This window comes from Rhodococcus sp. BP-160, from assembly GCF_019836205.1.
Lineage (GTDB): Bacteria > Actinomycetota > Actinomycetes > Mycobacteriales > Mycobacteriaceae > Rhodococcoides.
Genome location: NZ_JABUEK010000002.1, coordinates 417,287 through 441,637, shown reverse-complemented (window position 1 = coordinate 441,637; position 24,351 = coordinate 417,287). Strand labels below are relative to the sequence as shown.

24 protein-coding genes and 1 riboswitch are annotated in these 24,351 nt (G+C 69.0%); of the genes, 12 read left to right on the top strand and 12 right to left on the bottom strand.

From position 1 onward, the window contains the following. Positions 1–14 precede the first annotated feature (14 nt). Positions 15–180, bottom strand: a riboswitch (cyclic di-AMP (ydaO/yuaA leader). A gap of 113 nt (positions 181–293) precedes the next feature. Further along, entirely contained in the window at positions 294–584 is a 291-nt protein-coding gene (locus HQ306_RS08515) for a hypothetical protein (protein ID WP_261769350.1), read from the bottom strand. Positions 585–759: 175 nt separating this feature from the next. Here HQ306_RS08515 and HQ306_RS08510 point away from each other — a divergent pair, with 175 nt between their 5' ends. Then, positions 760–2,502 (top strand): DEDD exonuclease domain-containing protein, encoded by a 1,743-nt coding sequence (locus tag HQ306_RS08510; RefSeq protein WP_231476318.1) that lies wholly within the window; start codon positions 760–762, stop codon positions 2,500–2,502. Between the two features lie 64 nt (positions 2,503–2,566). Next, a complete protein-coding gene (locus HQ306_RS08505; RefSeq protein WP_027505818.1) occupies positions 2,567–2,842 on the top strand; it encodes an Lrp/AsnC family transcriptional regulator in 276 nt (91 codons plus the stop codon). Between the two features lies 1 nt (position 2,843). Here the strand turns inward: HQ306_RS08505 and trpD are convergent, their stop codons facing one another. Both trpD and HQ306_RS08495 read right to left on the bottom strand, forming a co-directional pair. Then, positions 2,844–3,887: an anthranilate phosphoribosyltransferase gene (gene trpD, locus HQ306_RS08500; RefSeq protein ID WP_222630534.1), complete on the bottom strand. Its 1,044-nt coding sequence runs from the start codon at positions 3,885–3,887 to the stop codon at positions 2,844–2,846. 11 nt (positions 3,888–3,898) lie between these two features. Then, a complete protein-coding gene (locus tag HQ306_RS08495; RefSeq protein WP_222630532.1) occupies positions 3,899–4,390 on the bottom strand; it encodes a hypothetical protein in 492 nt (163 codons plus the stop codon). A gap of 287 nt (positions 4,391–4,677) precedes the next feature. Between HQ306_RS08495 and HQ306_RS08490 the strand changes: the two genes are divergently transcribed. From HQ306_RS08490 to HQ306_RS08475, 4 genes are all read left to right on the top strand, one after another. Continuing rightward, positions 4,678–5,292, top strand: a complete 615-nt coding sequence (locus tag HQ306_RS08490; protein WP_027505815.1) for a heme-copper oxidase subunit III — start codon at positions 4,678–4,680, stop codon at positions 5,290–5,292. Between the two features lie 78 nt (positions 5,293–5,370). Next, a complete protein-coding gene (locus HQ306_RS08485) occupies positions 5,371–6,252 on the top strand; it encodes a c-type cytochrome (RefSeq protein ID WP_056446281.1) in 882 nt (293 codons plus the stop codon). Then, positions 6,249–7,484 (top strand): ubiquinol-cytochrome c reductase iron-sulfur subunit, encoded by a 1,236-nt coding sequence (locus HQ306_RS08480; protein ID WP_081821261.1) that lies wholly within the window; start codon positions 6,249–6,251, stop codon positions 7,482–7,484. Before HQ306_RS08485 ends, HQ306_RS08480 begins: the two co-directional genes overlap by 4 nt. Next, a complete protein-coding gene (locus tag HQ306_RS08475) occupies positions 7,481–9,217 on the top strand; it encodes a cytochrome bc complex cytochrome b subunit (protein ID WP_037185718.1) in 1,737 nt (578 codons plus the stop codon). The genes HQ306_RS08480 and HQ306_RS08475 overlap by 4 nt, the downstream gene beginning before the upstream one ends. A 255-nt stretch (positions 9,218–9,472) precedes the next feature. On the opposite strand, the gene HQ306_RS08470 is transcribed toward HQ306_RS08475, so the two are convergent. The 3 genes from HQ306_RS08470 to HQ306_RS08460 all read right to left on the bottom strand — a co-directional run bounded on the left by HQ306_RS08470 (position 9,473) and on the right by HQ306_RS08460 (position 12,044). Further along, the gene (locus tag HQ306_RS08470) at positions 9,473–10,360 is read right to left on the bottom strand and encodes an alpha/beta fold hydrolase (RefSeq protein WP_222630530.1); all 888 of its coding nucleotides are present in this window, start codon (positions 10,358–10,360) and stop codon (positions 9,473–9,475) included. 214 nt (positions 10,361–10,574) lie between these two features. Next, positions 10,575–10,991: a cytochrome c oxidase subunit 4 gene (locus tag HQ306_RS08465; RefSeq protein ID WP_027505813.1), complete on the bottom strand. Its 417-nt coding sequence runs from the start codon at positions 10,989–10,991 to the stop codon at positions 10,575–10,577. Positions 10,992–10,997: 6 nt separating this feature from the next. Further along, complete coding sequence (locus HQ306_RS08460) at positions 10,998–12,044, bottom strand: cytochrome c oxidase subunit II (RefSeq protein WP_371831725.1); 1,047 nt, start codon at positions 12,042–12,044, stop codon at positions 10,998–11,000. Between the two features lie 295 nt (positions 12,045–12,339). On the opposite strand from HQ306_RS08460, the gene asnB reads away from it, so the two are divergent. Continuing rightward, positions 12,340–14,265: an asparagine synthase (glutamine-hydrolyzing) gene (gene asnB, locus HQ306_RS08455; RefSeq protein ID WP_027505811.1), complete on the top strand. Its 1,926-nt coding sequence runs from the start codon at positions 12,340–12,342 to the stop codon at positions 14,263–14,265. A 14-nt stretch (positions 14,266–14,279) separates the two neighbouring features. Here asnB and HQ306_RS08450 read toward each other — a convergent pair whose 3' ends face one another. From HQ306_RS08450 to HQ306_RS08440, 3 genes are all read right to left on the bottom strand, one after another. Next, positions 14,280–15,254 carry a carbohydrate kinase family protein gene (locus tag HQ306_RS08450; RefSeq protein ID WP_027505810.1) on the bottom strand — a complete coding sequence of 325 codons (975 nt, stop codon included), beginning with the start codon at positions 15,252–15,254 and terminating at the stop codon, positions 14,280–14,282. Between the two features lie 166 nt (positions 15,255–15,420). After that, complete coding sequence (locus HQ306_RS08445) at positions 15,421–15,801, bottom strand: iron-sulfur cluster assembly accessory protein (protein ID WP_027505809.1); 381 nt, start codon at positions 15,799–15,801, stop codon at positions 15,421–15,423. A gap of 97 nt (positions 15,802–15,898) precedes the next feature. Beyond that, positions 15,899–16,948: a glycerate kinase gene (locus HQ306_RS08440; RefSeq protein ID WP_222630528.1), complete on the bottom strand. Its 1,050-nt coding sequence runs from the start codon at positions 16,946–16,948 to the stop codon at positions 15,899–15,901. An 85-nt stretch (positions 16,949–17,033) separates the two neighbouring features. On the opposite strand from HQ306_RS08440, the gene HQ306_RS08435 reads away from it, so the two are divergent. From HQ306_RS08435 to cobS, 4 genes are read left to right on the top strand one after another with little or no spacing between them, the layout of a single operon-like run. Continuing rightward, positions 17,034–17,702 (top strand): DUF3043 domain-containing protein, encoded by a 669-nt coding sequence (locus tag HQ306_RS08435; protein WP_374197727.1) that lies wholly within the window; start codon positions 17,034–17,036, stop codon positions 17,700–17,702. 11 nt (positions 17,703–17,713) lie between these two features. Further along, entirely contained in the window at positions 17,714–18,280 is a 567-nt protein-coding gene (locus HQ306_RS08430) for a bifunctional adenosylcobinamide kinase/adenosylcobinamide-phosphate guanylyltransferase (protein ID WP_308115557.1), read from the top strand. Continuing rightward, positions 18,274–19,329: a nicotinate-nucleotide--dimethylbenzimidazole phosphoribosyltransferase gene (gene cobT, locus HQ306_RS08425; protein WP_374197726.1), complete on the top strand. Its 1,056-nt coding sequence runs from the start codon at positions 18,274–18,276 to the stop codon at positions 19,327–19,329. The genes HQ306_RS08430 and cobT overlap by 7 nt, the downstream gene beginning before the upstream one ends. Further along, positions 19,329–20,081 carry an adenosylcobinamide-GDP ribazoletransferase gene (gene cobS, locus HQ306_RS08420; protein ID WP_261769347.1) on the top strand — a complete coding sequence of 251 codons (753 nt, stop codon included), beginning with the start codon at positions 19,329–19,331 and terminating at the stop codon, positions 20,079–20,081. The genes cobT and cobS overlap by 1 nt, the downstream gene beginning before the upstream one ends. A 4-nt stretch (positions 20,082–20,085) precedes the next feature. On the opposite strand, the gene HQ306_RS08415 is transcribed toward cobS, so the two are convergent. Together HQ306_RS08415 and gcvT are read right to left on the bottom strand one after the other, a co-directional pair. Further along, positions 20,086–21,189 carry a branched-chain amino acid aminotransferase gene (locus HQ306_RS08415; RefSeq protein WP_027505804.1) on the bottom strand — a complete coding sequence of 368 codons (1,104 nt, stop codon included), beginning with the start codon at positions 21,187–21,189 and terminating at the stop codon, positions 20,086–20,088. Positions 21,190–21,222: 33 nt separating this feature from the next. Continuing rightward, positions 21,223–22,320, bottom strand: coding sequence for a glycine cleavage system aminomethyltransferase GcvT (gcvT, locus tag HQ306_RS08410; protein WP_222630526.1), 1,098 nt, complete (start codon positions 22,318–22,320; stop codon positions 21,223–21,225). A gap of 105 nt (positions 22,321–22,425) precedes the next feature. Here gcvT and HQ306_RS08405 point away from each other — a divergent pair, with 105 nt between their 5' ends. After that, positions 22,426–23,934 carry a leucyl aminopeptidase gene (locus tag HQ306_RS08405; RefSeq protein WP_222630518.1) on the top strand — a complete coding sequence of 503 codons (1,509 nt, stop codon included), beginning with the start codon at positions 22,426–22,428 and terminating at the stop codon, positions 23,932–23,934. 22 nt (positions 23,935–23,956) lie between these two features. Here HQ306_RS08405 and HQ306_RS08400 read toward each other — a convergent pair whose 3' ends face one another. Next, complete coding sequence (locus HQ306_RS08400; RefSeq protein ID WP_222630516.1) at positions 23,957–24,289, bottom strand: oxidoreductase; 333 nt, start codon at positions 24,287–24,289, stop codon at positions 23,957–23,959. Positions 24,290–24,351 lie beyond the last annotated feature (62 nt).

Here is a 24,351-nt window from a genome sequence, read left to right as displayed (position 1 = left end):
AAAGATGTGCTCCGTTTCTTCCTGATATCCGCCGACCGAGTTAGCTGACGGGTTCGGGCTGGGAAGATCAGCCCTACCCGACGAGCCGCTGGTGCGACTGCGACGGGATTCACCCCGGTGTAACGGTGGGTTCCCGGTACGACCACCCGGAAGAGGTGGCCGATTAGGCGGTGACCTTGCGGCGCAGTCCCTGGTGGCTCTGCTCGACTCCGCAATGTCTCGGAAAGATTACGAAACGGCATCCCCGATGTCGAGCCCAGCCGACTCGTGTCGCGAAACGATCACGGTCCGACTCACCCCGCGGCGTGCTCCGGCCCCGCAGCGGGTCGGTCGTGGCCGGTCTCCTGCGGTGAGGGAATTTCTCTGCCTACCAACCGCAACCGGGGCACCAACCCGCTTTCCGCCAGAACGGCCATCGCCTCCTGTTCGTCCTGCTCGAGACGCATTCGGCGCGTGGCGAAGGGGGTGTCACGCGGGCCGCCGGCCGACGCCGCGGGCATGCCCGGCACCCCCAGCAACACCGAGACGACACAGTCCGAACACGCGTCTCCGCGCACGGTGCACTCGCCGCAATCGACAATCATGTGATCTCCGTCTCATTGTGGTTCACGGTCTCTCGCCGTGATGTTCAGCCCGGATCACACCCGATCCGACGCTCGATCACGCCTCGGAAACGGACGCTAACGACGTGCACCGACACGGCGTGCTCGTCGTGGACGGACCGGGTTCCTGTCGGTGGGACCACCTACGGTGACGCACGTGACTGATGGGGCGACTGTGGTGTCGGGGCATGCACGCGGTGTGCAGCTCGCATTCGACGAACTGGACCAGTCGTTGCGGGACACGACCTTCGTGGTGGTGGACCTCGAGACCACCGGAGGCCGACCGGGCGAGGACGCGATCACCGAGATCGGTGCCGTCAAGGTTCGCGGCGGCCGGGTGATCGGTGAGATGGCGACGCTCGTGGACCCGGGCCGGTCCATTCCGCCCGCCATCGTCGCGTTGACGGGCATCACCGGTGCGATGCTTCTCGACGCCCCTCGTATCGAGCGGGTCCTTCCCACCTTCGTCGAGTTCGCCCGCGGCAGCGTGCTGGTGGCGCACAACGCGCGCTTCGACACCGCGTTCCTCCGCGCGGCGGCGACGCGAATGGATCTGGCGTGGCCGTCGTTCCGGGTGCTGTGCACCGTCACGCTCGCCCGGCGGGTGCTCACCCGTGACGAGGCGCCCTCGGTCAAGCTGTCCTCGCTCGCCACCCTCTTCCAGGTGTCCACCAGGCCCACCCACCGGGCTCTCGACGACGCACGGGCCACGGTCGACGTGCTGCACGGGCTGATCGAACGGGTGGGCAACCAGGGCGTCCACAGCTACGCCGAACTCGTCGACTACCTGCCGACGGTGTCCTCGGCGCACCGCGCCAAACGCACGCTCGCGGCGGGCCTTCCGCACGCCCCCGGTGTCTATCTCTTCCGCGGACCGTCCGACGAGGTGCTCTACGTCGGCACCTCGCGCAACCTCCACCGCCGCGTCCGGAACTACTTCACGGGATCCGAGACCCGCGGACGCATGAAGGAGATGGTCGCCCTCGCGACCCGGGTCGACCACGTCGAGTGCAGCCATGCCATCGAGGCGGGCGTGCGCGAACTGAGGCTCATCAGTGCGCACACGCCCCCGTACAACCGTCGATCGAAGTACCCCCGCAAGGGCTGGTGGCTGACCCTGACGAGCGAGGCGTTCCCGCGCATCTCCATCGTCCGGACACCGGCGCCCGGCGCGCTCGGACCGTTCTCCGTTCGCGGGGCGGCCGCCGAGGCCGCCGCTCTCGTCGCCGAGCACACCCGGCTGCGCTCCTGCACCCACCGCATCGCCGCCTCGGCGGTGCACGACTGTTCCACCGAGGCCGTCGGTGGATGCACGGCGGCGACGGCGAGCCCGCTCACTCCCGAAGAGTACGCCGACGCGCCCGTCGCCTTCCGTGCTCTCACCGAGGGTGCCGACGCAGCGGTGCTCGATGCCGTCGCCGCCCGGATCGACGCACTGTCCGAGGATCTGCTCTTCGAGTCCGCGGCCCGCCTGCGCGACCGCGCGGCCACCCTGTTGACGGCCCTGCGGTCGGTGCAGCGGCTGCAGGCACTCGCGGCCATCGAGCAGCTGATCGCCGCGCGCCGCGCCGACGACGGCGGGTGGGAGTTCGTCGTCGTCCGGCACGGACGTCTCGCCAGTGCCGGTCGTTCCCGCCGCGGCGTCGCGCCCATGCCCGTGGTGGAAGCACTCGTCGCCGGTGCGGAGACCGTCGTGCCGGACGCCACTCCCCTACGCGGTGCCACGCCGGAGGAGGTGGCGCTGATCGCGCGGTGGCTCGAGTCGGGTGGCGTCCGCATCGTCGACACCACGGACGGATGGTGCGAACCGGCGCACGGAGCGGGGCGATGGGCACAGTGGTGCGCCGCCGTGCGCGACGTCGGACGCCGCGAGAAGGAACGCACGATGGCCTGGGGATGACCGCACGGCCGAGAACTAGGCTGACCCGCAGTTCGCCCTCTCACGACCGTTCGGAAGGTTCACCATGATCACCGCCATCGTTCTGATCCACGCCGAGGTGCACTCCATTCCGGAGACCGCGCGTGCCGTCGCCGACGTACCGGGTGTGTCCGAGGTGTACTCGTGCGCCGGCGACGTCGACCTGATCGCCGTGGTCAAGGTGCGTACGCACGAGGAGATCGCCGAGGTGATCACCGAGCGCGTCAACCGCGTCACCGGCGTGGTGCGGACAGACACGCACATCGCGTTCAAGTCCTACTCGAGCGCCGACGTCGACGCGGGCTTCTCCATCGGCGAGTGACTCAGGCCGACGTGAACGCCGCCCACCGCGTCAGCAGGGTCTGAGCGGCTCCGTCGTCCACCGCGGCGGCTGCCGTGGTCAACGCACCGGCCATCGCGTCCTCGAGCGAACCGTCGACGCCGCGGAACGCCGCGATGGCACCTGCTGCATTGAGCAGCACCGCGTCCCGCACCGGACCCGTCTCACCGGCGAACACGCGCCGCGCCGCCGCCGCGTTGTCCTCGGCGTCGCCGCCGCGAAGAGCGTCGAGCGGCACTCGCTCGATGCCGAGATCGCGCGGATCGAGCACCGCGTGGTCGACGACACCGTTCCGGACGACGCGCACCGACGTGGTCGTCGACGTCGTGATCTCGTCCAGCCCGTCGTCGCCGCGCACCACGAGGACGGAGTTGCCGCGCGCCGCGAACACGCCCGCGACGACGTCGATCAGATCGTCGAACGCGCATCCCACCAGACCGGCGCGCGGACTCGCAGGGTTCGTCAGCGGCCCGAGGACGTTGAAGGCCGTGGGGATGCCGATCTCCTTGCGAGGCGCCGCGGCGAAGCGCAGCGCCGGGTGGAACACGGGCGCGAAGCAGAACCCGATGCCCAGCTCGGCGACACTCGCCGCGACCCGCTCCGGCCCCTGGTCGATACGCACGCCCAGCGCTTCCAACACGTCGGCTCCACCGCTCTTGGACGAGGCGGCCCGGTTGCCGTGCTTGACCACCCGGATTCCCGCGGCCGCCACCACCACCGACGCCATCGTCGAGATGTTCACCGTGTGGGACCGATCGCCGCCCGTACCGACGATGTCGACGACGTCGTCGTCCACGGGCACGCGCTTGGCGTGGCCGAGCATCGAGTCGGCCAGTCCGCGCAGTTCGTCCGACGTGGGGCCCTTCATCTTGAGGGCGACACCGAAGGCAGCGATCTGGGCCGCGGTGGCGTTGTCCGACATGATCTCGTCCATCGCCCACGCCGTGTCGGCACCCGTCAGGTCCTGGCGTGATGCCAGGGCCCCGAGGACCTGTGCCCATGTACGCGTGCCATCCCCAGCGCTCATGAGCGGGAAGCCTAGTGCTCCGGCGATGCGTCCTCGGCAGCCGGTTGGAGGGCGTCCCAGCCCAGTACCACCCCGTCGCGCCGTTGGGCCAACCCCGCCATCCGTGACCGTTCCTGCGAGCAGTGCAGCGCGTCGAGCACCTGCACCCGCTGCAGCACCAGGACGGTCGCGTCGGAGACACCGCCGGGCAGATGCCCGGGAGTCTGCGCCATGGGACCTGCGGTCGCCTCGCTGTAACCGTCCTGCGCCGCCACCGACACCGCGTCGGCGATCTGATCGGCGGGGAGGAGCAGGTGGTGGCGCAACACCACGTCGTCGTCCGCGGACCAGAGGGGGTCCGTGTGCGCCGCGCGCTCGAGGGTCGTCGAGCACGCCTCCACGTCGTCGAAGCACGACGCGACCACGACGAGGTCCGCGCGAGTGGGGTCGAGGGGCTCCGGAGCCGCCCGGCCGAACAGCCGCTGCCACCACCGTGTCCGCCCACGACCAGAGCCCGAAGTCATGTCACGACAGTGCCAGATGCCGCCGGAACCGGTCCCGGAGTCGCTCGGGAGGCATCGAGTCTGAAGCTCGGGTCGAGACTCCGGCGTGCGGGATACATCACGGGCGCAGGGGTCGACGGAACCCGGTCCGACGTGCACAGACGAGTACTATTGAACAGAAAGTCCAGGAAGACGGGCCGACCGGACCACGAGGAGGCATTCTGTGTCACGCGCGCGCGAACGATGCTCGACTCGCCAATACCGCCCCGGCTATGCCATCCGTACTACGACGAGTCATACTTCTCGATGTGACGAGCGCAGTAGGTACTTCGGGATCCGCCATCACCCAGCGTGTCCACTCGCTGAACCGACCGAACATGGTCAGCGTGGGCACCATCGTGTGGCTGTCCAGCGAGTTGATGTTCTTTGCCGGCCTCTTCGCGATGTACTTCGTCGCGCGGGCTCAGGCCGCTCCCGGCCAGTGGCCGCCGGAGCCGACCGAGCTCAACCTGACGCTGGCCGTCCCCGTGACCGCGGTGCTCATCGCATCGTCCTTCACCTGCCAGCTGGGCGTGTTCGCCGCCGAGCGTGGCGACGTGTTCGGACTGCGCCGCTGGTACACGATCACTCTGGCCATGGGCGCGTTCTTCGTCGCCGGCCAGGGCTACGAGTACTACCACCTCGTTCACGAGGGCACCTCGATCTCGAGCAGCGTCTACGGCTCCGTCTTCTACATCACCACCGGCTTCCACGGCCTGCACGTGATCGGCGGTCTGATCGCCTTCGTCTTCCTGATCGCCCGCACCCTGGTCAGCAAGTTCACGCCGGCCCAGGCCACCGCCGCCATCGTCGTGTCGTACTACTGGCACTTCGTCGACATCGTCTGGATCGCGCTGTTCGCGACGATCTACTTCATCCGCTGACCGAGCAGGCGTCGAATACCCGATGACAGCCTCATCGGTCGCATCCGACAAGCCGTCCCGACACGACAAGGGATACAGATGAGTTCCTCTCCCCCCGCCACTCCCGACGACGACGGCACCGTCGTGTCCGCCGGTACGCCGGACGCCTCGGCGACCAAGGCGCGTCGCAAGCGTCGTACCCGTCGCCGGGTCAGTGGCGCCATGGCGCTGTTCATGGGTCTCGTCGGCGCGGGCTTCCTCGCCGCAGCCCTCACCCCCGACGCTCAGGTCGCCACCGCGCAGGAAGACAGCGCGGCCATGGTGCGCGAAGGCCAGCAGATCTACGACACGTCCTGCGTGACGTGCCACGGCGCCAACCTCCAGGGTGTCCAGGACCGCGGACCGTCCCTCATCGGAGTCGGCGAAGCAGCCGTCTACTTCCAGGTCTCCTCCGGTCGCATGCCGATGGCGCGCAACGAGGCCCAGGCCGAGCGGAAGCCCCCGAAGTACAACCAGTCGCAGGTCGACGCCCTCGGCGCCTACATCCAGGCCAACGGCGGCGGACCCACGGTGGTGCGCACCGACAACGGTGAGATCGCGCAGGACTCCCTCCGTGGCGGCGACATCGCCCGCGGCAGCGAGCTCTTCCGCCTCAACTGCGCGTCCTGCCACAACTTCACCGGTCGCGGCGGCGCGCTGTCCTCGGGCAAGTACGCACCCACACTCGACCCGGCGAACGAGCAGCAGATCTACCAGGCGATGGTCACCGGCCCGCAGAACATGCCCAAGTTCTCGGACCGCCAGCTCACGCCCGAAGAGAAGAAAGACATCATCGCGTACGTCAAGTCCTCCTCCGAGACGCAGCCTCCCGGTGGATACGGACTCGGCGGCTTCGGCCCCGGTACGGAAGCCATCGCCATCTGGGTGGTCGGCATCGGAGCGGTCGTCGCAGCAGCACTGTGGATCGGAGTGAGGTCATGAGCGACGACAACCGCAAGGACGACGGCGTGCCCGGCGATCCGAACAAGTTCCCCGAGGGCTTCGACCCGGACCGCAAGTACACGGACGAGGAACTGGCCGCCATGAGCCGCGACGAGCTCGTCGCACTCGGCACCAACCTCGATCACGTGGACGTGGCGTTCCGTCGCGCACGCTGGCCCGTCCCCGGAACCAAGGCCGAGAAGCGCGCCGAGCGCAGCGTCAGCCTCTGGTTCTTCCTGGCGGGTGTGTCGGCCGTGGCCTTCATTGCCATCTACCTGTTCTGGCCGTGGCAGTACGCCGGCATGGGCGAGGACAGCTATGGGCTGTACAGCCTGTACACACCGCTGATCGGTCTCACCATGGGTCTCGCGATCATCGGTGTCGGCGTCGGCGCCGTGCAGTTCACCAAGAAGTTCATCCCCGAAGAGGTGTCCATCCAGGACCGCCACGACGGTGGATCGAGCGAGGTGGACAAGAAGACGGTCGTCGCCGAACTCAGCGACTCCTTCGACACCTCCACGCTGGGTCGACGCAAGATGATCAAGCGCAGCCTCGTCTTCGGCGGCGGCGCGCTCGGCGTCATGTCGATCCTCCCGCTCGGCGGTCTGATCAAGAACCCGTGGGCCGAGGGCGACGAGTCCTCGCTCTGGGTCTCGGGTTGGACGCCGAACTACGAGGGCGAGACCGTCTACCTGCGTCGCTACACCGGACGCGTCGACGACATCGTTCTGGTCCGCCCGGAGGATCTCGACGCCGGCGCCATGGAGACCGTCTTCCCGTTCCGTGAGTCGGAGCGTGGAAACGAGGAGGAGCTCTCGCACGCACTGAAGGGCATCCGCAACGCGGTCATGCTCATCCGTCTGCGTACCGAGGACGCCGACCGCACCATCAAGCGGAAGGGCCAGGAGAGCTTCAACTACGGCGACTACTTCGCCTACTCGAAGATCTGCACCCACCTCGGGTGCCCCACATCGTTGTACGAGCAGCAGACCAACCGGATCCTGTGCCCGTGCCACCAGTCGCAATTCGACGCGTTGGAGTACGCCAAGCCGATCTTCGGACCGGCCGCCCGCGCTCTTCCGCAGCTGCCCATCACGGTCAACGACGAGGGCTACCTCGTCGCCGCGGGCGATTTCATCGAGCCGCTCGGACCCGCCTACTGGGAACGTCCGGCCGGAGTACACGAGCAGGAGAGCGCTTCTGCTGCGTCGTCATCGGAAGGTTCACGATGAGTCCATCCATCGCCACGCTCGCTGCGAAGCAAGCCGAGGACGTCGACTCCCGCTATCACCTCTCAGCGGGTATGCGTCGTCAGATCAACAAGGTCTTCCCCACCCACTGGTCGTTCCTGCTGGGCGAGATCGCGCTGTACAGCTTCGTCATCCTGCTGCTGTCCGGTACGTACTTGACCCTCTTCTACGACCCCTCCATGACGGAGACCACCTACCAGGGCGCCTACGCTCCCCTGCGCGGTGTCGAGATGACCAAGGCGTACGCCACCACGCTGGACCTGTCCTTCGAGGTGCGCGGCGGTCTGTTCATCCGCCAGATCCACCACTGGGCAGCTCTGCTGTTCGCCTGCTCGATCATCGTGCACATGATGCGCATCTTCTTCACCGGTGCGTTCCGTCGCCCGCGTGAGGCGAACTGGGTCATCGGCTCGCTGCTGCTCATCCTGGCGATGTTCGAGGGCTTCTTCGGCTACTCGCTCCCCGACGACCTGCTGTCCGGTACCGGCCTGCGCGCCGCCTTCTCGGGCATCACGATCTCCATCCCGGTCATCGGAACGTGGATGCACTGGCTGATCTTCAACGGTGACTTCCCCGGCACGCTGATCATCCCGCGCCTGTACGTCGCGCACGTGCTGCTCCTGCCCGCCATCATCCTGGCGCTCATCGCAGCTCACCTCGCGCTCGTCTGGTACCAGAAGCACACGCAGTTCCCCGGCCCCGGCCGCACCGAGACCAACGTGGTGGGTGTCCGCATCCTCCCGGTCTTCGCGGTCAAGTCCGGCGCCTTCTTCGCCATGACCTTCGGTGTCCTCGCGGTCATGGGTGGCGTACTGCAGATCAACCCGGTGTGGGCTCTGGGCCCGTACAACCCGTCGCAGGTCTCGGCCGGCTCGCAGCCCGACTTCTACATGATGTGGACGGACGGCCTGGCTCGACTGTGGCCCGCGTGGGAGCTCTACATCGGCAACTACATGATCCCGGCCGTCTTCTGGGTCGCCGTCATCATGGGTGCGGTGTTCGCGATCATGATCGCGTACCCCTGGATCGAGAAGCGCTTCACCAAGGACGACGCTCACCACAACCTGCTGCAGCGTCCCCGCGACGTTCCGGTGCGTACCGCGGTCGGCGCCATGGCGATCGCCTTCTACGTGGTCCTGACGCTCAGCTGCGTCAACGACATCATCGCGTACAAGTTCTCGATCTCCCTGAACGCGATGACCTGGATCGGCCGCATCGGCCTCGTGGTCCTGCCTCCGATCGTCTACCTGCTGACCTACCGCTTCTGCATCGGTCTCCAGCGCAGCGATCGCCAGGTGCTCGAGCACGGCATCGAGACGGGTGTCATCAAGCGTCTGCCCCACGGCGCCTACGTCGAGATCCACCAGCCCCTCGGCCCGGTCGACGATCACGGCCACCCGATCCCGCTCGAGTACCAGGGTGCTGCGATCCCGAAGAAGATGAACAAGCTCGGTTCCGCCGGCAAGCCCGGCTCGGGCAGCATCTTCACTCCGGACTCTGACGAGGAGCACCGGCTGCACGAGCGTTTGTCGCACGAGGGTGAGCACGATCAGCTCACCATGCTCCGCACCTACCAGGCGAAGATCCTGTCGCAGGGCAACGGGCACTCGAACGGCAACGGGCACTCGAACGGCAACGGCTCGTCCAACGGCCACTCGAACGGCAACGGCTCGTCCAACGGCAACGGTCACGGACCGGAGTCCAACGGGCACTGAGCGACCCGCTGAACGGTAGAAGAGGCGCCACCCACTCGGGTGGCGCCTCTTCTCGTCTGTCCCCTCCCCCACCGCTCGTTCCCGCACCCGTCGTCGCTCGGCGAGGCGGGGTGTCAGCGCAGTCCGAGATCCGCGCCGGCGGATCGGGATGCCACCCACCACTCTTGTGTGCAGTGATCCGCGCCCACCGCGGATCACTGCACACGAACACCCCGCCCCAGCAGATCCGGTGCACGGGACCGTGTGGAGCGCGGGCTACTGCACTGAATCCCACCGCTCCGCCGAGGCGAGGAACGGCAGCAGCGCGTCGACGAGGTGGTGCGGGGCCTGCTCGGCCATGTGGTGTCCCGAATCGATGCCGTGCCCGACGACGCCCGGCGCCCACGCACGCCAGATGGTCAACGGATCGCCGTACAACTCCTCGAGATCGTCCTGTGTGGACCACAGCACCTGCACCGGCACGGCCACCGTCCTCCCCTGCGCTCGGTCGGCGCGTTCGTGGTCGGCGTCGACGGTGAGTCCTGCTCGGTAGTCCTCGAGCATCGCGCGTACGACATCGGAATCGTGGATCGCCGTCAGCCACTCACGGTGGTTCTCCACTCCCATGAGGGCCGGATCGCCGCGGTACCACGAAGAGGGATCGGCAGTGATGGCGCGCTCGGGGAGGTCGGGCTGGGCGTAGAAGAACCAGTGCCACCATCGGGTCGCGAATCGACTGTCCGCCCGGTCGAGGTGCTCGCTGATGGGGATGCAGTCGAGCAGGGACAGCGCGGTCACGAGGCCCGAGTGGTCCAGGGCCAGGCGCAGGGCCACGTAACTTCCACGGTCGTGACCGACCACGGCGAAGCGTCGGTGCCCGAGTGCGGCCATCACCTGCACCATGTCCGAGGCCATCGCCCGCTTCGAGTGGGCGGAGTGGTCGGGTGTCGGCGCCGGGCCCTGCGAGCGGCCGTACCCGCGCAAGTCCGGGCAGACGACCGTATGTCCTGCGTCGACCAGCAGTGGGGCGACACGGTGCCACGTCGCCGACGTACGCGGGTGCCCGTGCAGCAACAGCACGGGGAGATCGCCCGCGCCGCAGTGCCGGGTGAGGATCGACGCGGCCTCGACCTCGATCATCGATTCGTCGAAGTTCTCGAACACGTCGTCATCATTGCGCGAGCGGCCGGCAGGGCACCAGTTCCCGCACCCTTCCTCGCGTCACGCATGCGTGTTGCTCGGCAAGGCGACGTGCGACGGCGCAGCGTGGGTGCGGGAACACCGGGGGCGCGAGAAGCCCACCAGAGGGGCGCAATCCCACCCCACCGACGCCGAACGCCCCCGACCACAGGCCGGGGGCGTTCGGGGTGGAGCCGTGTCAGTGCTTCTCGGGTCCCACGTGGTACTCGAAGACCAGTCCGGCTGCGGCGGCGATGATGGCGAGGGCGCCGACCGCGAGCATCCAGGGCTCGTAGAACGCGAATGCCAGGGCCATGAAGGCGGCGCATCCGGCGAGGATGATGGGCCAGAAGCTACCGGGGCTGAAGAAGCCCAGGTCGCCGGAACCGTCGGCGATCTCCGCGTCGTCGTAGTCCTCGGGACGGGTGTCCAGTCGACGAGCGACGAACCGGAAGTACGTTCCGACGATCAGCGTCAGGCCCGCCGAGAGGGCGATGGCGGTGAGGCCGGCCCACTCGATGCCGGTCCGCGAGAAGCCGGTGAACACGCCGTAGAGGATTCCGACGAGGATGAAGAACCCGGTCAGGATCTCGAAGAGTTTCGCTTCGATCTTCATGAGATGTCAGTTTCCTTCTGCCACGGTCGCAGCCTTGACGGTGCGGTCGGTGTTGAACGGCGAGGTGGAGGTCGCGCGAGGCTCTTCGCCGATGGACTCCAGCGCCTGAGCGTTGGTCTGGCCGTCGCGACGCGCCGCCATGTAGTTCTCGAAGGCCTCGGGGCTGACCGCGCGAACCTCGAAGTTCATCATCGCGTGGTACGTGCCGCACATCTCGGCGCAGCGCCCGACGAAGGCACCCTCACGCTCGATCTCGCTGATCTGGAACACGTTGTCGGAGTTGTTCTCGTCCGGGTTCGGCATGACGTCGCGCTTGAACAGGAACTCGGGAACCCAGAACGAGTGGATGACGTCGGAGGACGCGATCTCGAACTCGATGCGCTTGCCCGTGGGCAGCACGAGGATCGGGACCTCGGAGCTGGAGCCGACGGTCTCGACCTCGTTGTAGTGCAGGTAGGACTGGTCGGACTTCTCGCGGCCGAACAGGGGGCCCGGCTCCTCACCCTCGGGGGTGCCGGCCTCCTCTGCTGCCTGCTCGCGCTCCTGGTCGGTGCCGTCGTACAGCGGCTGCCCGTCCTTGAGGTCGACGGTGCGGTAGCCGAACTTCCAGTTCCACTGGAACGCGGTGACGTCGACGACCACGTCGGGGTTGTCCTGCTTCTCCTGGACGTAGTTCTGCACGACGACCGTGAAGTAGAAGAGGACGGCGATGATGACGAACGGCACGGCCGTGTAGAACAGCTCGAGCGGGACGTTGTACGCGGTCTGGCGCGGGAACTCCGGCGAGTCCTTCTTCTTGCGGTGGAACGCCACCGTCCAGAAGGTCAGGCCCCACACGATGACGCCCATGATGAGCGCCGCGATGACGGACCACGTCCACAGCTCGCGCATCCGCTCGGCCTGCGGCGTGACGCCCGACGGCCATCCGAATCGAAGTACGGAATTGTCGATGCCGCAGCCCGACAGCACCACGGCGGCCACTGCAAGAGAGGCCACCAATCCGACTCGTCGTGTCGTCCGACGACCGGATCCACCACCACGCTGCGCCACGATCACGCCTTCCTGATTGCCAGATGGAGAGTACGAGAACCGTCCGGACGAGCCACCGAAGTCGCTCACACGCACGAGGTACTCGTGTACTACGCAGCGTAGACCAAAGCGGGCTCGGTTCTCGTGTCGGGTCGGGTGCGAGTTGGGCGGCGACACCGGGCCCGGCCGGTCACTTCGGCGTTCCCGCCGCACTGCGGCATACTCGGACCGATGCGCGTCGGGCCGTCGAGGTCCCGGCGACGCCTGTGACCAGGCCCGCTACCGGGCCGACACCCGAACGAAACGAGGCGTACCGACCGTGTGTGGACTGCTGGGACTGCTGACGTCGAACGCATCCGCGGAAGATGTCGTCGATGCCGTCGGCCACGCGTCGCACTGCATGCGACACCGCGGGCCGGACGAGCCGGGAACGTGGCACGACGACGATCTGGCGCTGGGCTTCAACCGGCTCTCGATCATCGACATCGAGCACTCGCACCAGCCGCTCCGCTGGGGCCCCGCGGAGAGTCCGGAGCGCTACGCGCTGGTGTTCAACGGCGAGATCTACAACTACCTCGAACTGCGCGAGACGTTGGCACGCGAGCACGGCGCGACGTTCGCCACCGAGGGTGACGGCGAGGCCATTCTCGCCGCGTTCCACTTCTGGGGCGACGACGCCGTTCGACGCCTGCGGGGCATGTTCGCCTTCGCGCTGTGGGACACCGAGAAACGGGAACTGTTCCTCGCGCGTGACCCGTTCGGCATCAAGCCGCTGTTCTACTCGACGGGCGCCGCGGGCACCGCGTTCGCGAGCGAGAAGAAGAGCATTCTCGAACTCCTCGAGTCGTTGGGCGTGTCCGACGAGCTCGACCCCCGCGCCCTGGAGCACTACACGGTGCTGCAGTACGTGCCGGAACCCGAGACGCTCCACGCGGGCATTCGTCGCCTGGAGTCCGGCTGCACCGCTCGCCTGACTCCCGGCTCCGAGCCGACCGTCACTCGCTACTTCCGGCCGACGTTCCCGGTGCGTCCCGTCCCGTCGGGCACCGAGGCGGCGCGCTACCGCGAGATCGCCGAGGCGCTCGAGGACTCCGTCGCCAAGCACATGCGTGCCGACGTCACCGTCGGCTCGTTCCTGTCCGGCGGCATCGACTCCACGGCGATCGCCGCGCTCGCCATGCGGCACAACCCGGATCTGGTCACCTTCACCACCGGTTTCGAGCGTGAGGGCTACTCCGAGGTGGACGTCGCGGCCGAGTCGGCCGCCGCGATCGGCGCCAAGCACGTCATCAAGGTCGTCGGGCCCGAGGAGTTCGCCGCGGCGATCCCCGAGATCGTCTGGTATCTCGACGATCCGGTGGCGGACCCGGCGCTGGTGCCGCTCTACTTCGTCGCCAAGGAAGCACGGAAGCACGTCAAGGTGGTGCTGTCGGGCGAGGGTGCGGACGAGCTGTTCGGCGGCTACACCATCTACCGGGAGCCGTTGTCGCTCGCACCGTTCGAGAAGCTGCCACCCTCCCTGCGACGCGCCGCCGGTCGACTGAGTGAGCGCATCCCGGAGGGCACCCGCGGCAAGAGTCTCCTGCACCGCGGGTCGATGAGCCTGGAGGAGCGCTACTACGGCAATGCGCGCAGCTTCAACGATGCGCAGTTGCGGTCGGTGTTGCGCGAGTTCCGGCCCGAGTGGACCCACCAGGACGTGACGGCGCCGATCTACGCCCAGTCCGCCGGCTGGGACCCGGTGGCGCGGATGCAGCATCTGGACCTGTTCACGTGGCTGCGCGGCGACATCCTGGTGAAGGCCGACAAGATCACGATGGCCAACTCGTTGGAGTTGCGCGTGCCGTTCCTCGACAACGAGGTGTTCCGGGTGGCGGAGCAGTTGCCGCTGGAGCAGAAGATCACGAAGTCGACGACGAAGTACGCGCTACGCAAGGCACTCGACGGCATCGTGCCCGATCATGTGCTCAACCGCGCGAAGCTGGGTTTCCCTGTGCCGCTTCGGCATTGGCTGCGGGGCACCGAGCTCTTCGACTGGGCGCACCAGCAGATCGCCGATTCCCAGACCGATCACCTGCTCGACAAGGCCGCGATCACCCGCATGCTGAACGACCACCGCGAGGGACGCAGCGATCACAGCCGCCGGTTGTGGACCGTGCTCATCTTCATGGTGTGGCACGGCATCTTCGTCGAGAAGCGCATCGTGCCGGCCATCGCCGAACCCACGTACCCGGTTCGGCTCTAGCCGGCAGACGCGAACTACTGCGGGAGGATCGCGGCGATCTCGGCCGCGGCCTCGTCGCCGTACGCGTCGGTGAGGCGCTTGATCGCGTCGTCACGGACGAGCGTCCATTCCTGGGTGCCGGTGGTCTCGAGCACGAGCACCGCGATGAACGATCCGAGCTGGGCGGCGCGCTCGAGGCCCAGCCCGTTGGCGCGGCCGACGAGGAAGCCGGCGCGGAACGCGTCACCGACACCGGTGGGGTCGACCTTGCTGGTCTCCGGAACCACGGAGACGCGAATGTCCGTGCCGTCGGCGCCGACGATCTCGACGCCGTTCTTGCCGAGCGTGGTCACGCGCAGGCCGACGGTGTCGCGGATCTGGCGTTCGGTCAGCCCGGTCTTCTGACGGAGGAGGCCCCACTCGTACTCGTTGGTGAACAGGTACTCGGCACCCTGGATGAGCTCGGTGGCCTGCGTTCCGTCGAGGCGTGCGAGCTGCTGCGACGGATCCGCGGCGAAGGGGATGCCCAGTTCGCGGCACTCCGCCGTGTGGCGCATCATCGCGGCCGGGTCGTTGGCGCCGACCAGGACGAGTTCCAGGTCGCGACCCTCGGCCACGGTGTGGACGGAGATGTCGCCGGCCTCGGTCATCGCGCCGGGGTAGAACGAGGCGATCTGTGCCATGTCCTCGTCGGTGGTGCAGACGAAACGCGCGGTGTGAGCCGTCTCGGAGAGGGTGACGGCGGAGCAGTCGACGCCGTTGTCCTCGAGCCACGTCTGATACTCGGCGAAGTCGGGACCGACCGAGCCGACGAGCAGCGGTGCGCCGCCCAGAACACCCATGGCGTAGGCGATGTTGCCGCCCACCCCGCCCTTGCGGATGACGAGGTCGTCGACGAGGAAGCTCAGCGAGACGTGTGCCAGCTGATCGGCGAGGAACTGGTCGGCGAACCGACCGGGAAACCGCATCAGATGGTCGGTAGCAATGGAGCCGGACACCGCAATGGTCACGTCCGAGGGCCTTTCGCAGCAGGTGGAGGAGAACTGCTGTGAACCTTACCCGGGTGACGAGTGGGTGAACCCCATCAGACGGACGCCCCGGGACGACGCACCCCGGACACACGTCGTCCCCGGCACCCACGCGGGGTGCCGGGGACGGCGGGAGACTACGCGGGACTCAGTTGAAGGAGTCACCGCACGCGCACGAACCCGTGGCGTTGGGGTTGTCGATCGTGAAGCCCTGCTTCTCGATGGTGTCGACGAAGTCGATCGATGCGCCCTCGACGTACGGCGCGCTCATCCGGTCCACGGCGAGCGTGACGCCGCCGAAGTCCTTGACCAGGTCGCCGTCGAGCGAGCGGTCGTCGAAGAACAGCTGGTAGCGCAGCCCTGCGCACCCGCCGGGCTGAACCGCGATGCGCAGCGCCAGGTCGTCGCGGCCTTCCTGATCCAGCAGTGCCTTGGCCTTGGACGAGGCCGCTTCGGTCATCAGGACGGCGTGCGTCTCGGTGTCGGTGGTGGTCACGTCACTGGTGGCGACGTCGTTCTGCACAGTCATGGGTTCTCCCTATCGTTCGTGCCCTCTCGGCGACAACGCCGGCGAACACAGTCAACGGTACTCCCGACCCCGCTATTCCACACGATCGCCGGGGCGGTCACGCCCACGAGCCGGTGCGGGCGACGTCCGCGGCGAGGCCGGTCAGCTGGGCACGCGCGTCCGACATGGCGAGGTCGACCGATCCGGCGAAATCGGTCACCGAGTGCGCCGACTCGATGCCCGCCGCGCGCATGTCGTCCTCGCCCAGACGCACCTGACCGGCGAGGACCACCGTGCGCACACCGTGCTCGCGAGCCGACCCCGCGAGAGCGGTCACCACCTTTCCGCGCAACGACTGCGAGTCGAACTTCCCCTCGCCCGTCAGCACCACGTCGACCGTCGGCATCACCTCGTGGCGACGGGTGCGCTCGGCCACCAGATCGGCCCCGGACGTGCGGGTCGCTCCCAGCGCGAGCAACGCGGCGCCCAGGCCGCCTGCCGCACCCGCCCCCGGCAGGTCCGCCACCGCGCGCTCGGCGACGCGATCGAGCTCGACGCACCAGTCGGCGTTCCGCTCCTCCAGGACACGCACGGTGTCCGCGTCCGCACCCTTCTGCGGTCCGAACACCGCGGCCGCACCGGCCGGACCCAGCAACGGATTGTCGACGTCCGTGGCCGCGACGAGGTCGACGTCCGCGAGAGCCGCAACCGCCGCGTCGGGTCCCCCGAGGGCCTCGATCATGCCCGCGCCGCCGTCGGTCGAGCTGCTGCCACCGAGACCGACCACCACGGTGGTCGCACCACGGGTCAGCGCCTCCGCGACGATCTGCCCCACTCCCCTGCTGGACGCCGCGACGGCCGACTCCGGATCCGGCGAACGACCGAGGAGTCCGAGACCGACGGTCTGCGCGACCTCCACGTAGGCGGTCGCGCCGTCGAGCAACCAGCGCGCGGTCACGACGTGGCCGAGAGGTCCGGACACGGTCGACTCGATCACCTCGCCGCCGTCGGCCGCGAGTGCGTCGACGAACCCGGGTCCGCCGTCGGACTGGGGCGCGAGGATCAGCTCGTCGTCGCGCGCGCTCGACCACCCCGCCGCGATGGCATCGGCTGCTTCGGCCGCGGTCAGGGTGTCTCCGAAGGAATCGGGGGCGATGAGAACGCGCATCGGAACACTCTAACGAGGAGCGTCGGTCGTGAGAGCCCACGACTGCGGTGTTCGCGTGGAGGTGAACGTCGAATAACCTGTGGGGGTGAAGCTGCCCTTCGGTAAGTCGAGTGAGAAGTCCGACACCCAGACCCCCGTCGACCACGAGTCGACGAGCCTGGACGAGAGCACGGCGCAGACCCGCGGCAACGTCAGCCTCGGCAAGGGCCGTCCCACGCCCTCCCGGCGTGAGGCCGAGGGCCGCCGCCGTGGCCCGGTCGCACCGGCACCGCTGACGGCCAAGGAGGCCCGGGCGCGACGCAAGGCGACGCGGGGCAGCAAGGACGAGCGCAAGGCCGCCTCGGCCGAGCGTCGCGCGAAGGCCGCGGACCAGCGTGCCCGGATGATGGCCGGCGAGGACAAGTTCCTCCTCCCCCGCGACAAGGGCCCCGTCCGCGCCTACGCGCGTGACCTGGTCGACTCGCGCCGCAACTTCGTCGGACTGTTCATGCCGATGGCCCTGATCCTGCTCGTGGCACTGTTCCTGAGCCCCGAGGTGCAGTCGATCGTCACGCTCGCGCTGTTCATCATGATGATCTTCATGGGTATCGACGGCTATCTGCTCGGCCGCCGCGTCAACAACAGGGTGCGGGACCGTTTCCCCGAGACTCCGGACGGCGGCTTCAAGCTCGGCTGGTACTCGTTCGTCCGCGCGTCGCAGGTCCGCAAGATGCGTGCCCCCAAGCCTCGCGTCGGCCCCGGCGACGCGGTCTGAGCGCACCCGCGGTGACGCGCACGCTCGTCCTCGGAGGTGCCCGATCCGGCAAGTCCGGCCATGCGGAGTCGTTGCTGGCCGGTCACGCCGAGGTCCGGTACGTGGCCACCGGGCGGCGGAACAGTGCGGACGCCGATTGGGACGCCCGCATCGACACGCATCGACGGACGCGGCCGGAGCACTGGTCCACGGTCGAGATCACCTCGTACGCGGCACTGTCCGAGGCCCTGCGGGACGACGTGCCCACACTGGTCGACGACCTGGGGACCTGGCTCACCGGCGCGCTGGACGATCTGCGCGCGTGGGACTCGCCGCGGGGCACGGTGGTGGGGGCGGTCGACGACCTGGTGACGGCCGTCGACCGGTTCGAGGGTCCGCTGGTGCTCGTCTCCCCCGAGGTGGGTCTGGGCGTGATCCCGGAGTCGCGGGCGGGCAGACTCTTCCGCGACGAGATCGGTGCCGCGAACGCCCGTCTCGCGCAGGTGTGTGACGCGGTGACGTTGGTGGTGGCCGGGTTGTCCGTCCCCCTCAGCCGACCGAGTGACCGACCCACCGACCGATCGAGAGGCACGTGGTGACCGAGAGTTCCGCACTGTTCCGTCCGGTGGATCCACCCGACGCCGAGATCGCCCGCGAGGCGAGAGCCAGGCAGTCGTCGTTGACCAAGCCCGCGGACTCGCTCGGCCGTCTCGAGGACCTCGCCGTGTGGGTCGCGTCGTGCCAGGGCGTGAGCCCTCCGCATCGGTTCGCTCGGGCTCGCGGCGTGGTCTTCGCCGGCGATCACGGCATCGCCCGCGGTGGGGTCTCCGCGTACCCGCCCGAGGTGACGGCGCAGATGGTCGCGAACATCGCCGCCGGCGGTGCCGCAATCAACGCGTTGGCGACGGTGTCCGGTGCGACCGTGCGAGTGGTGGACATCGCGGTCGACGCGGACACCGACGACTCCGTGTCGTCGCACAAGGTGCGTCGCTCCAGTGGGTCGATCGACCGCGAGGACGCACTGTCGCAGGACGAGGTGATCGCCGCCCTGACAGCGGGCCGTGACATCGCCGACGAGGAGGTCGACGGCGGCGCCGACCTGTTGATCGCCGGCGACATGGGCATCGGCAACACCACCCCCGCCACCGTGCTGATCGCTGCCGTCACCAACACCGAACCGGTGGCGGCGGTCGGCCGCGGTACCGGCATCGACGACGCGGGGTGGATCCGCAAGACCGCCGCGATCCGTGACGCCCTGCGGCGTGCGCGTCCCGTCACCCGCGACCCGATCGCACTGCTGCGCACCGTCGGCGGCGCCGATCTCGCCGCGATGACCGGCTTCCTGGTGCAGGCCGCGGTGCGTCGCACACCGGTGCTGCTCGACGGCGTCGTCGTCACGGCGGCGGCACTGGTCGCGAACGATCTCTCGGTCGGCGCCTCGTCGTGGTGGCTGGCCGGCCATCGGTCGACGGAACCGGCACACGCCTTGGCGCTCGCACACCTGCGACTCGATCCCCTGCTCGACCTGTCGATGCGCCTCGGCGAGGGCTCGGGGGCGATGGTCGCGCTGCCGATCCTGTCCGGTGCCGTCGCGACACTCGCCGACATGGCGACGTTCTCCGATGCCGGAGTGAGCACGCGGCCCTGATGTTCCTGGACCCGGTGCGCCTGGCGTTCTCCTGGCTGACGGTGCTGCCGGTGCGTGGTCCGGACGCCGTCGATCGCGACGACGCACGCCGCGCGATCGGGATCGTCCCGCTCGTGGGCCTGGCGCTGGGCGGCGCGGCCGCACTGGTGGTGTGGTCGTGCGCCGCAGCCGACCTGCCGCCGACGCTCGCGGGACTGCTGGGCGTCGGCACCCTGGCGCTGCTGACCCGCGGAATGCATCTCGACGGGCTCGCGGACACCGCGGACGGACTCGGGTCCTACGGCCCGGCCGAGCGTGCGCTGGCGATCATGAAGTCCGGGTCCACCGGACCGTTCGGGGCCGCGACCCTCGTTCTGATTCTCGGCGTGCAGGCGGTGGCCATGGGCGAACTCGTCTCTCGGGGAGACGCTCTCGCGATCGTGGTCGCTGCCGTCGTGTCCCGGTGCGCCGTCGTGATCGTGTGCCGCCGCTCGGTGCCCGCCGCCACCGGCAGTGGCTTCGGCTCACTCGTCGCGGCGTCGCAGTCACCCGCCGTGGTCACCCTGTGGGTCCTCGTGGCACTCGCCGCCGGGCTGCTCGCCGTCCCCGGCGTCCCGCTGCAGGGAGTGGCAGCCGTCGCGGTGGCACTCGCTGCCGTCACTCTGCTCGCCCGGCACTGCGTTCGGCGATTCGGCGGTCTCGTCGGTGACGTGCTCGGGGCGAGCATCGAGCTGACCACCGCCGTGGTGCTCGTGCTCTGCCTCGTCGGCTGAGCGATCAGTCGCGCAGCGTGCTCATCCAGCCGTGGGTGTCGGCGAAGGTGCCGCGCTGGATTCCGGTGAGTGTGTCGCGCAGCGCCATGGTGACCTCGCCGGGCTCTCCGGTACCGATGCGGAAGTCGCCCTCGGCCGACTTCACACTGCCGACGGGGGTGATCACGGCTGCGGTGCCACACGCGAAGACCTCGGTGATCTCGCCCGACTCCGCCTTCTTCTGCCACTCGTCCGTGGAGATCTTGCGCTCCTCCACGGCGAAGCCCGCGTCGGTGGCGAGCGCCAGCAGCGAGTCACGCGTGATGCCGGGCAGCAGCGAGCCGGACAGGGACGGCGTGACCAACCGCGCGTCGGGTCCGGAGCCGAAGACGAAGAACAGGTTCATCCCGCCCATCTCCTCGACGTAGCGGCGCTCGAGAGCGTCGAGCCACACGACCTGGTCGCAGCCCTGGTCCGCGGCCTGCGCCTGGGCCAGCAGGGAGGCCGCGTAGTTGCCCGCGAACTTCGCGGCTCCGGTGCCGCCCGGCGCGGCGCGCACGTACTCGGTGGAGAGCCACACGCTGACCGGCTTGACCCCGCGCGGGAAGTACGCGCCGGCGGGCGAGGCGATGAGGAGGTAGCGGTAGGAGGACGACGGGCGCACGCCCAGCCCCGCCTCGGTGGCGAACATGAACGGCCGCAGGTAGAGCGCGTCCTCGCCGCCGGCGACGGGCACCCACTCGTGGTCGACGGCGAGCAGCTGCTCGATGGACTCGCGGAACAGCTCCACCGGCAGGGCCGGCATCGCCAACCGCGCGGCCGAGCTCTGCAGGCGCTCCGCGTTCGCGCCGGGGCGGAACGACGCGAGACTACCGTCGGGCTGGCGGTAGACCTTGAGACCTTCGAAGATGGCCTGGCCGTAGTGCAGAACCATGGCCGCGGGATCCATCGGGAACGGCGCGTAGGGCGTCACCACCGCGTCGTGCCACCCGGTGCCGGCGTCGTAGTCGATGGCCACCATGTGATCGGTGAAGTGCACGCCGAACCCGGGCGCCTGCAACACCGCTGCCCGCGCTTCCGCGGTGGCGGGCGACGGGTGCTCGTGACGCGTGAATTCCAGGCCAGTCATGCCGAACACTCTAAAGCAGCGTGGTGTGGCATCTCACCGCACGTGCGCCTCGACGAACGGCGGCCTGACCACCTCGCACGCGATCGCCCGACCACGCACGTCCACGTCGACCGCGTCACCGACGGCGACGCCCGCCGCGGTGTCGAGCAACGCGAGCGCGATGCCCACCTTGAGGGTCGGCGAGAAGGTGCCGGACGTGGTCGCACCGACCGGTTCTCCGGAGCGCAGGACGGTCAGATCCGGACGCAGCACACCGCGTCCGACGGCGCGGAGGCCGACGAGGGTGCGGGGTGCGCCCGCCTCCTTCTGCGCCACGAGGGCGTCGCGTCCGCGGAACTCGTCCTTCTTCCAGCCCACCGCCCAGCCGCAGCGCGCTTCCAGCGGACTGATGTCGACGGACAGCTCGTGCCCGTGCAGCGGGTAGCCCATCTCGGTGCGCAGCGTGTCGCGCGCTCCGAGACCGGCGGGCTCGCCGCCCACCTCGCGCACCGCGCCCAGCAGCGCCTCGAACAGCGACGCGGCCGTGTCCCACTGCGGCAGCAGCTCGTACCCGTGCTCCCCCGTGTAGCCGGTGCGACAGACCCGTACCGAGCCGGATCCGAACGCGACGTCCTCGAACGCCATGTAATCGAGGGAGGACGGCAGCCCGACGGCGGCGAGGACGTCGGCCGACCGCGGTCCCTGCACGGCGAGGACGCCGTACTCCCGGTGGGCCGAGCGGACCTCGATGCCGGCCGGGGCACCCTGCGCGAGCACCTCGACCACGGCGGCGGTGTTGGCCGCGTTGGGCACGAGGAACACCTCGTCGTCGGACACGAGGTAGGCGATGAGGTCGTCGACCACTCCGCCGTTCTCGGTGCAGCACAACGTGTACTGCGCCTGGCCGGGCCCGATGCGGTCGAGCGCGTTGGTCAGCACCGAGTCGACGTACGCCGCGGCGCCGGGACCGGAGACGACCGCCTTGCCCAGGTGACTCACGTCGAACAACCCCGCGGTGGTGCGCGTCGACGTGTGCTCGGAGACGGTGCCCGCGTACGACACCGGCATCGTCCACCCGCCGAAGGGGGCGAACGTGGCTCCGAGGGCGACGTGCGCCTCGTGGACCGGACCGTGCAACAACTCTTCGCTCATGGTGGGGAACGCTAACTCAGACGAGCCCGATGTCGGGGTCGGCATACGATCGACTGCGTCGCTCCACCCTCACCGACCGTCCCCGACCATCAGGAGCAGCAGCACGTGAGCAGTCAGTCGCAGCGCACACTCGGACCCGAACTGGTCCTCGCCGGAACCATCGACAAGGCCGTCGAGGTCGTCGTCGTCGGACTCGAGAAGACCGACGACGGTGTCCGCATCGTCGGCGAGGACTTCCTCGGGAACGCCGCCGCAGACGTCCTCGCCGCGGTCACGGCCCTCGGCGCCACCGGCCGGGCCGATCAGGTCACCCGCGTTCCCGCACCCTCGTCCCTGCCCGCCGCCAGCGTTCTCGCCGTCGGTCTGGGCACCGCCGCCGAGCGCACCGACGACGTGCTGCGTCGTGCGGCCGGATCGGCGGCGCGCGCGCTCACCGGCATCGGCCACGTCGCGACGACCCTGTCCGCCGTCGGCCTCGCCGCCGCCGCGGAGGGCCTCTACCTCGGCGCCTACCAGTTCAGCGAGTACAAGCAGAAGTCGGCGCCCAAGGACGACGCGACACCGATCACGCGGGTGGATCTGCTCGTCGGATCGCCGCGCGACAAGCAGGCTCGCGCCGAACTCGCGCGCTCCGAGGCCGTCGCCGAGGCGGTCGCCACCGCGCGTGACCTCGTCAACACGCCCCCGAGCCACCTCTTCCCGGCCGAGTTCGCCGAGCGCGCCCGTGCCCTCGGGACCGAGGCCGGCCTCACCGTGCAGGTGCTCGACGAGAAGGCACTCGAGCGCGGGGGCTACGGCGGCATCGTCGGCGTCGGCAAGGGCTCGTCCCGCCCGCCGCGTCTGGTCCGGCTGTCCTGGTCCGGCGGAAAGAAGAAGTCCCCCACCGTCGCTCTCGTCGGCAAGGGCATCACGTTCGACACCGGCGGCATCTCGATCAAGCCCGCGGCGGGCATGGAGAACATGACCTCGGACATGGCCGGCGCGGCCGCCGTCGTCGCGACGGTGGTGCTGGCGGCCAAGTTGAAACTGCCGATCGACGTCACCGCGACGGTGCCGATGGCCGAGAACATGCCGTCGTCCACGGCGCAGCGTCCCGGCGACGTGCTGACCCAGTACGGCGGCACCACGGTCGAGGTCATCAACACCGACGCCGAGGGCCGCCTCATTCTCGCCGACGCCATCGTGCGCGCCTGCGAGGACGAGCCGGACTATCTCATCGACACCGCGACCCTCACCGGAGCGCAGATGGTCGCCCTCGGCACGCGCACCCCGGGTGTCATGGGCACCGAGGTGTTCCGCGACCGCGTCGCCGCCATCTCGCAGCGCATCGGCGAGAACGCCTGGGCGATGCCGCTGCCGGCCGAACTGCGACCCGATCTCGACTCCCGCGTCGCCGACCTCGCCAACGTCACCAACCACCGGTGGGGCGGCATGCTCGCGGCCGGGCTCTACCTGAAGGAGTTCGTCGCCGAGGGCGTCCAGTGGGCGCACATCGACGTGGCCGGGCCGGCCTTCAACACCGGCGGGCCGCACGGCTACACGAGCAAGGGCGGCACCGGTGTCCCGGTGCGCACCATGATCTCGGTGCTCGAGGACATCGCCGAGCAGGGCTGACCCGCTCGCGCGAGCGGGGAGCTCAGGCTCCCTGCTCGCGCCTCCGGATGATCTTCTGTCGGGCGTCGTGGTCCCGCATCCGCTGGGGATACCCGGTCTTGCGCACGTCGTAGACCGGGATCTTCAGGTCCTCGCCCAGCGTGCGCGCGCCCTTCTCGCCGCCCACCGCGCGGCGGGTCCACTGACCGTCGTTCGCGACCAGCACCACGGTGATCGGAGTGACCGTCGTCTCCGGTTCGACGTAGGCCTCGACGCCGATGCGGGCGGCCGTCCAGTCGGCGAGATGCGCTCTGTCGGACGAGGACGCTCCGCCTCGGGATCGACTCGGGCGCTTGAATCTGTCGAACAGTCCCACGGTGTCTCCTCCATCCGCCGAGCAGTGCACGCGACTCTCGCGTGCACGAAATGCACTCAATC

What these genes read in the sequence shown, in the direction of transcription:
- HQ306_RS08515 (WP_261769350.1), bottom strand. Translation starts at nt 584, where the DNA reads ATGATTGTCGATTGCGGCGAGTGCACCGTGCGCGGAGACGCGTGTTCG.
- HQ306_RS08505 (WP_027505818.1), top strand. Translation starts at nt 2,567, where the DNA reads ATGATCACCGCCATCGTTCTGATCCACGCCGAGGTGCACTCCATTCCG.
- trpD (WP_222630534.1), bottom strand. Translation starts at nt 3,887, where the DNA reads ATGAGCGCTGGGGATGGCACGCGTACATGGGCACAGGTCCTCGGGGCC.
- HQ306_RS08495 (WP_222630532.1), bottom strand. Translation starts at nt 4,390, where the DNA reads ATGACTTCGGGCTCTGGTCGTGGGCGGACACGGTGGTGGCAGCGGCTG.
- HQ306_RS08485 (WP_056446281.1), top strand. Translation starts at nt 5,371, where the DNA reads ATGAGTTCCTCTCCCCCCGCCACTCCCGACGACGACGGCACCGTCGTG.
- HQ306_RS08480 (WP_081821261.1), top strand. Translation starts at nt 6,249, where the DNA reads ATGAGCGACGACAACCGCAAGGACGACGGCGTGCCCGGCGATCCGAAC.
- HQ306_RS08475 (WP_037185718.1), top strand. Translation starts at nt 7,481, where the DNA reads ATGAGTCCATCCATCGCCACGCTCGCTGCGAAGCAAGCCGAGGACGTC.
- HQ306_RS08465 (WP_027505813.1), bottom strand. Translation starts at nt 10,991, where the DNA reads ATGAAGATCGAAGCGAAACTCTTCGAGATCCTGACCGGGTTCTTCATC.
- HQ306_RS08445 (WP_027505809.1), bottom strand. Translation starts at nt 15,801, where the DNA reads ATGACTGTGCAGAACGACGTCGCCACCAGTGACGTGACCACCACCGAC.
- HQ306_RS08440 (WP_222630528.1), bottom strand. Translation starts at nt 16,948, where the DNA reads ATGCGCGTTCTCATCGCCCCCGATTCCTTCGGAGACACCCTGACCGCG.
- cobS (WP_261769347.1), top strand. Translation starts at nt 19,329, where the DNA reads ATGTTCCTGGACCCGGTGCGCCTGGCGTTCTCCTGGCTGACGGTGCTG.
- HQ306_RS08415 (WP_027505804.1), bottom strand. Translation starts at nt 21,189, where the DNA reads ATGACTGGCCTGGAATTCACGCGTCACGAGCACCCGTCGCCCGCCACC.
- gcvT (WP_222630526.1), bottom strand. Translation starts at nt 22,320, where the DNA reads ATGAGCGAAGAGTTGTTGCACGGTCCGGTCCACGAGGCGCACGTCGCC.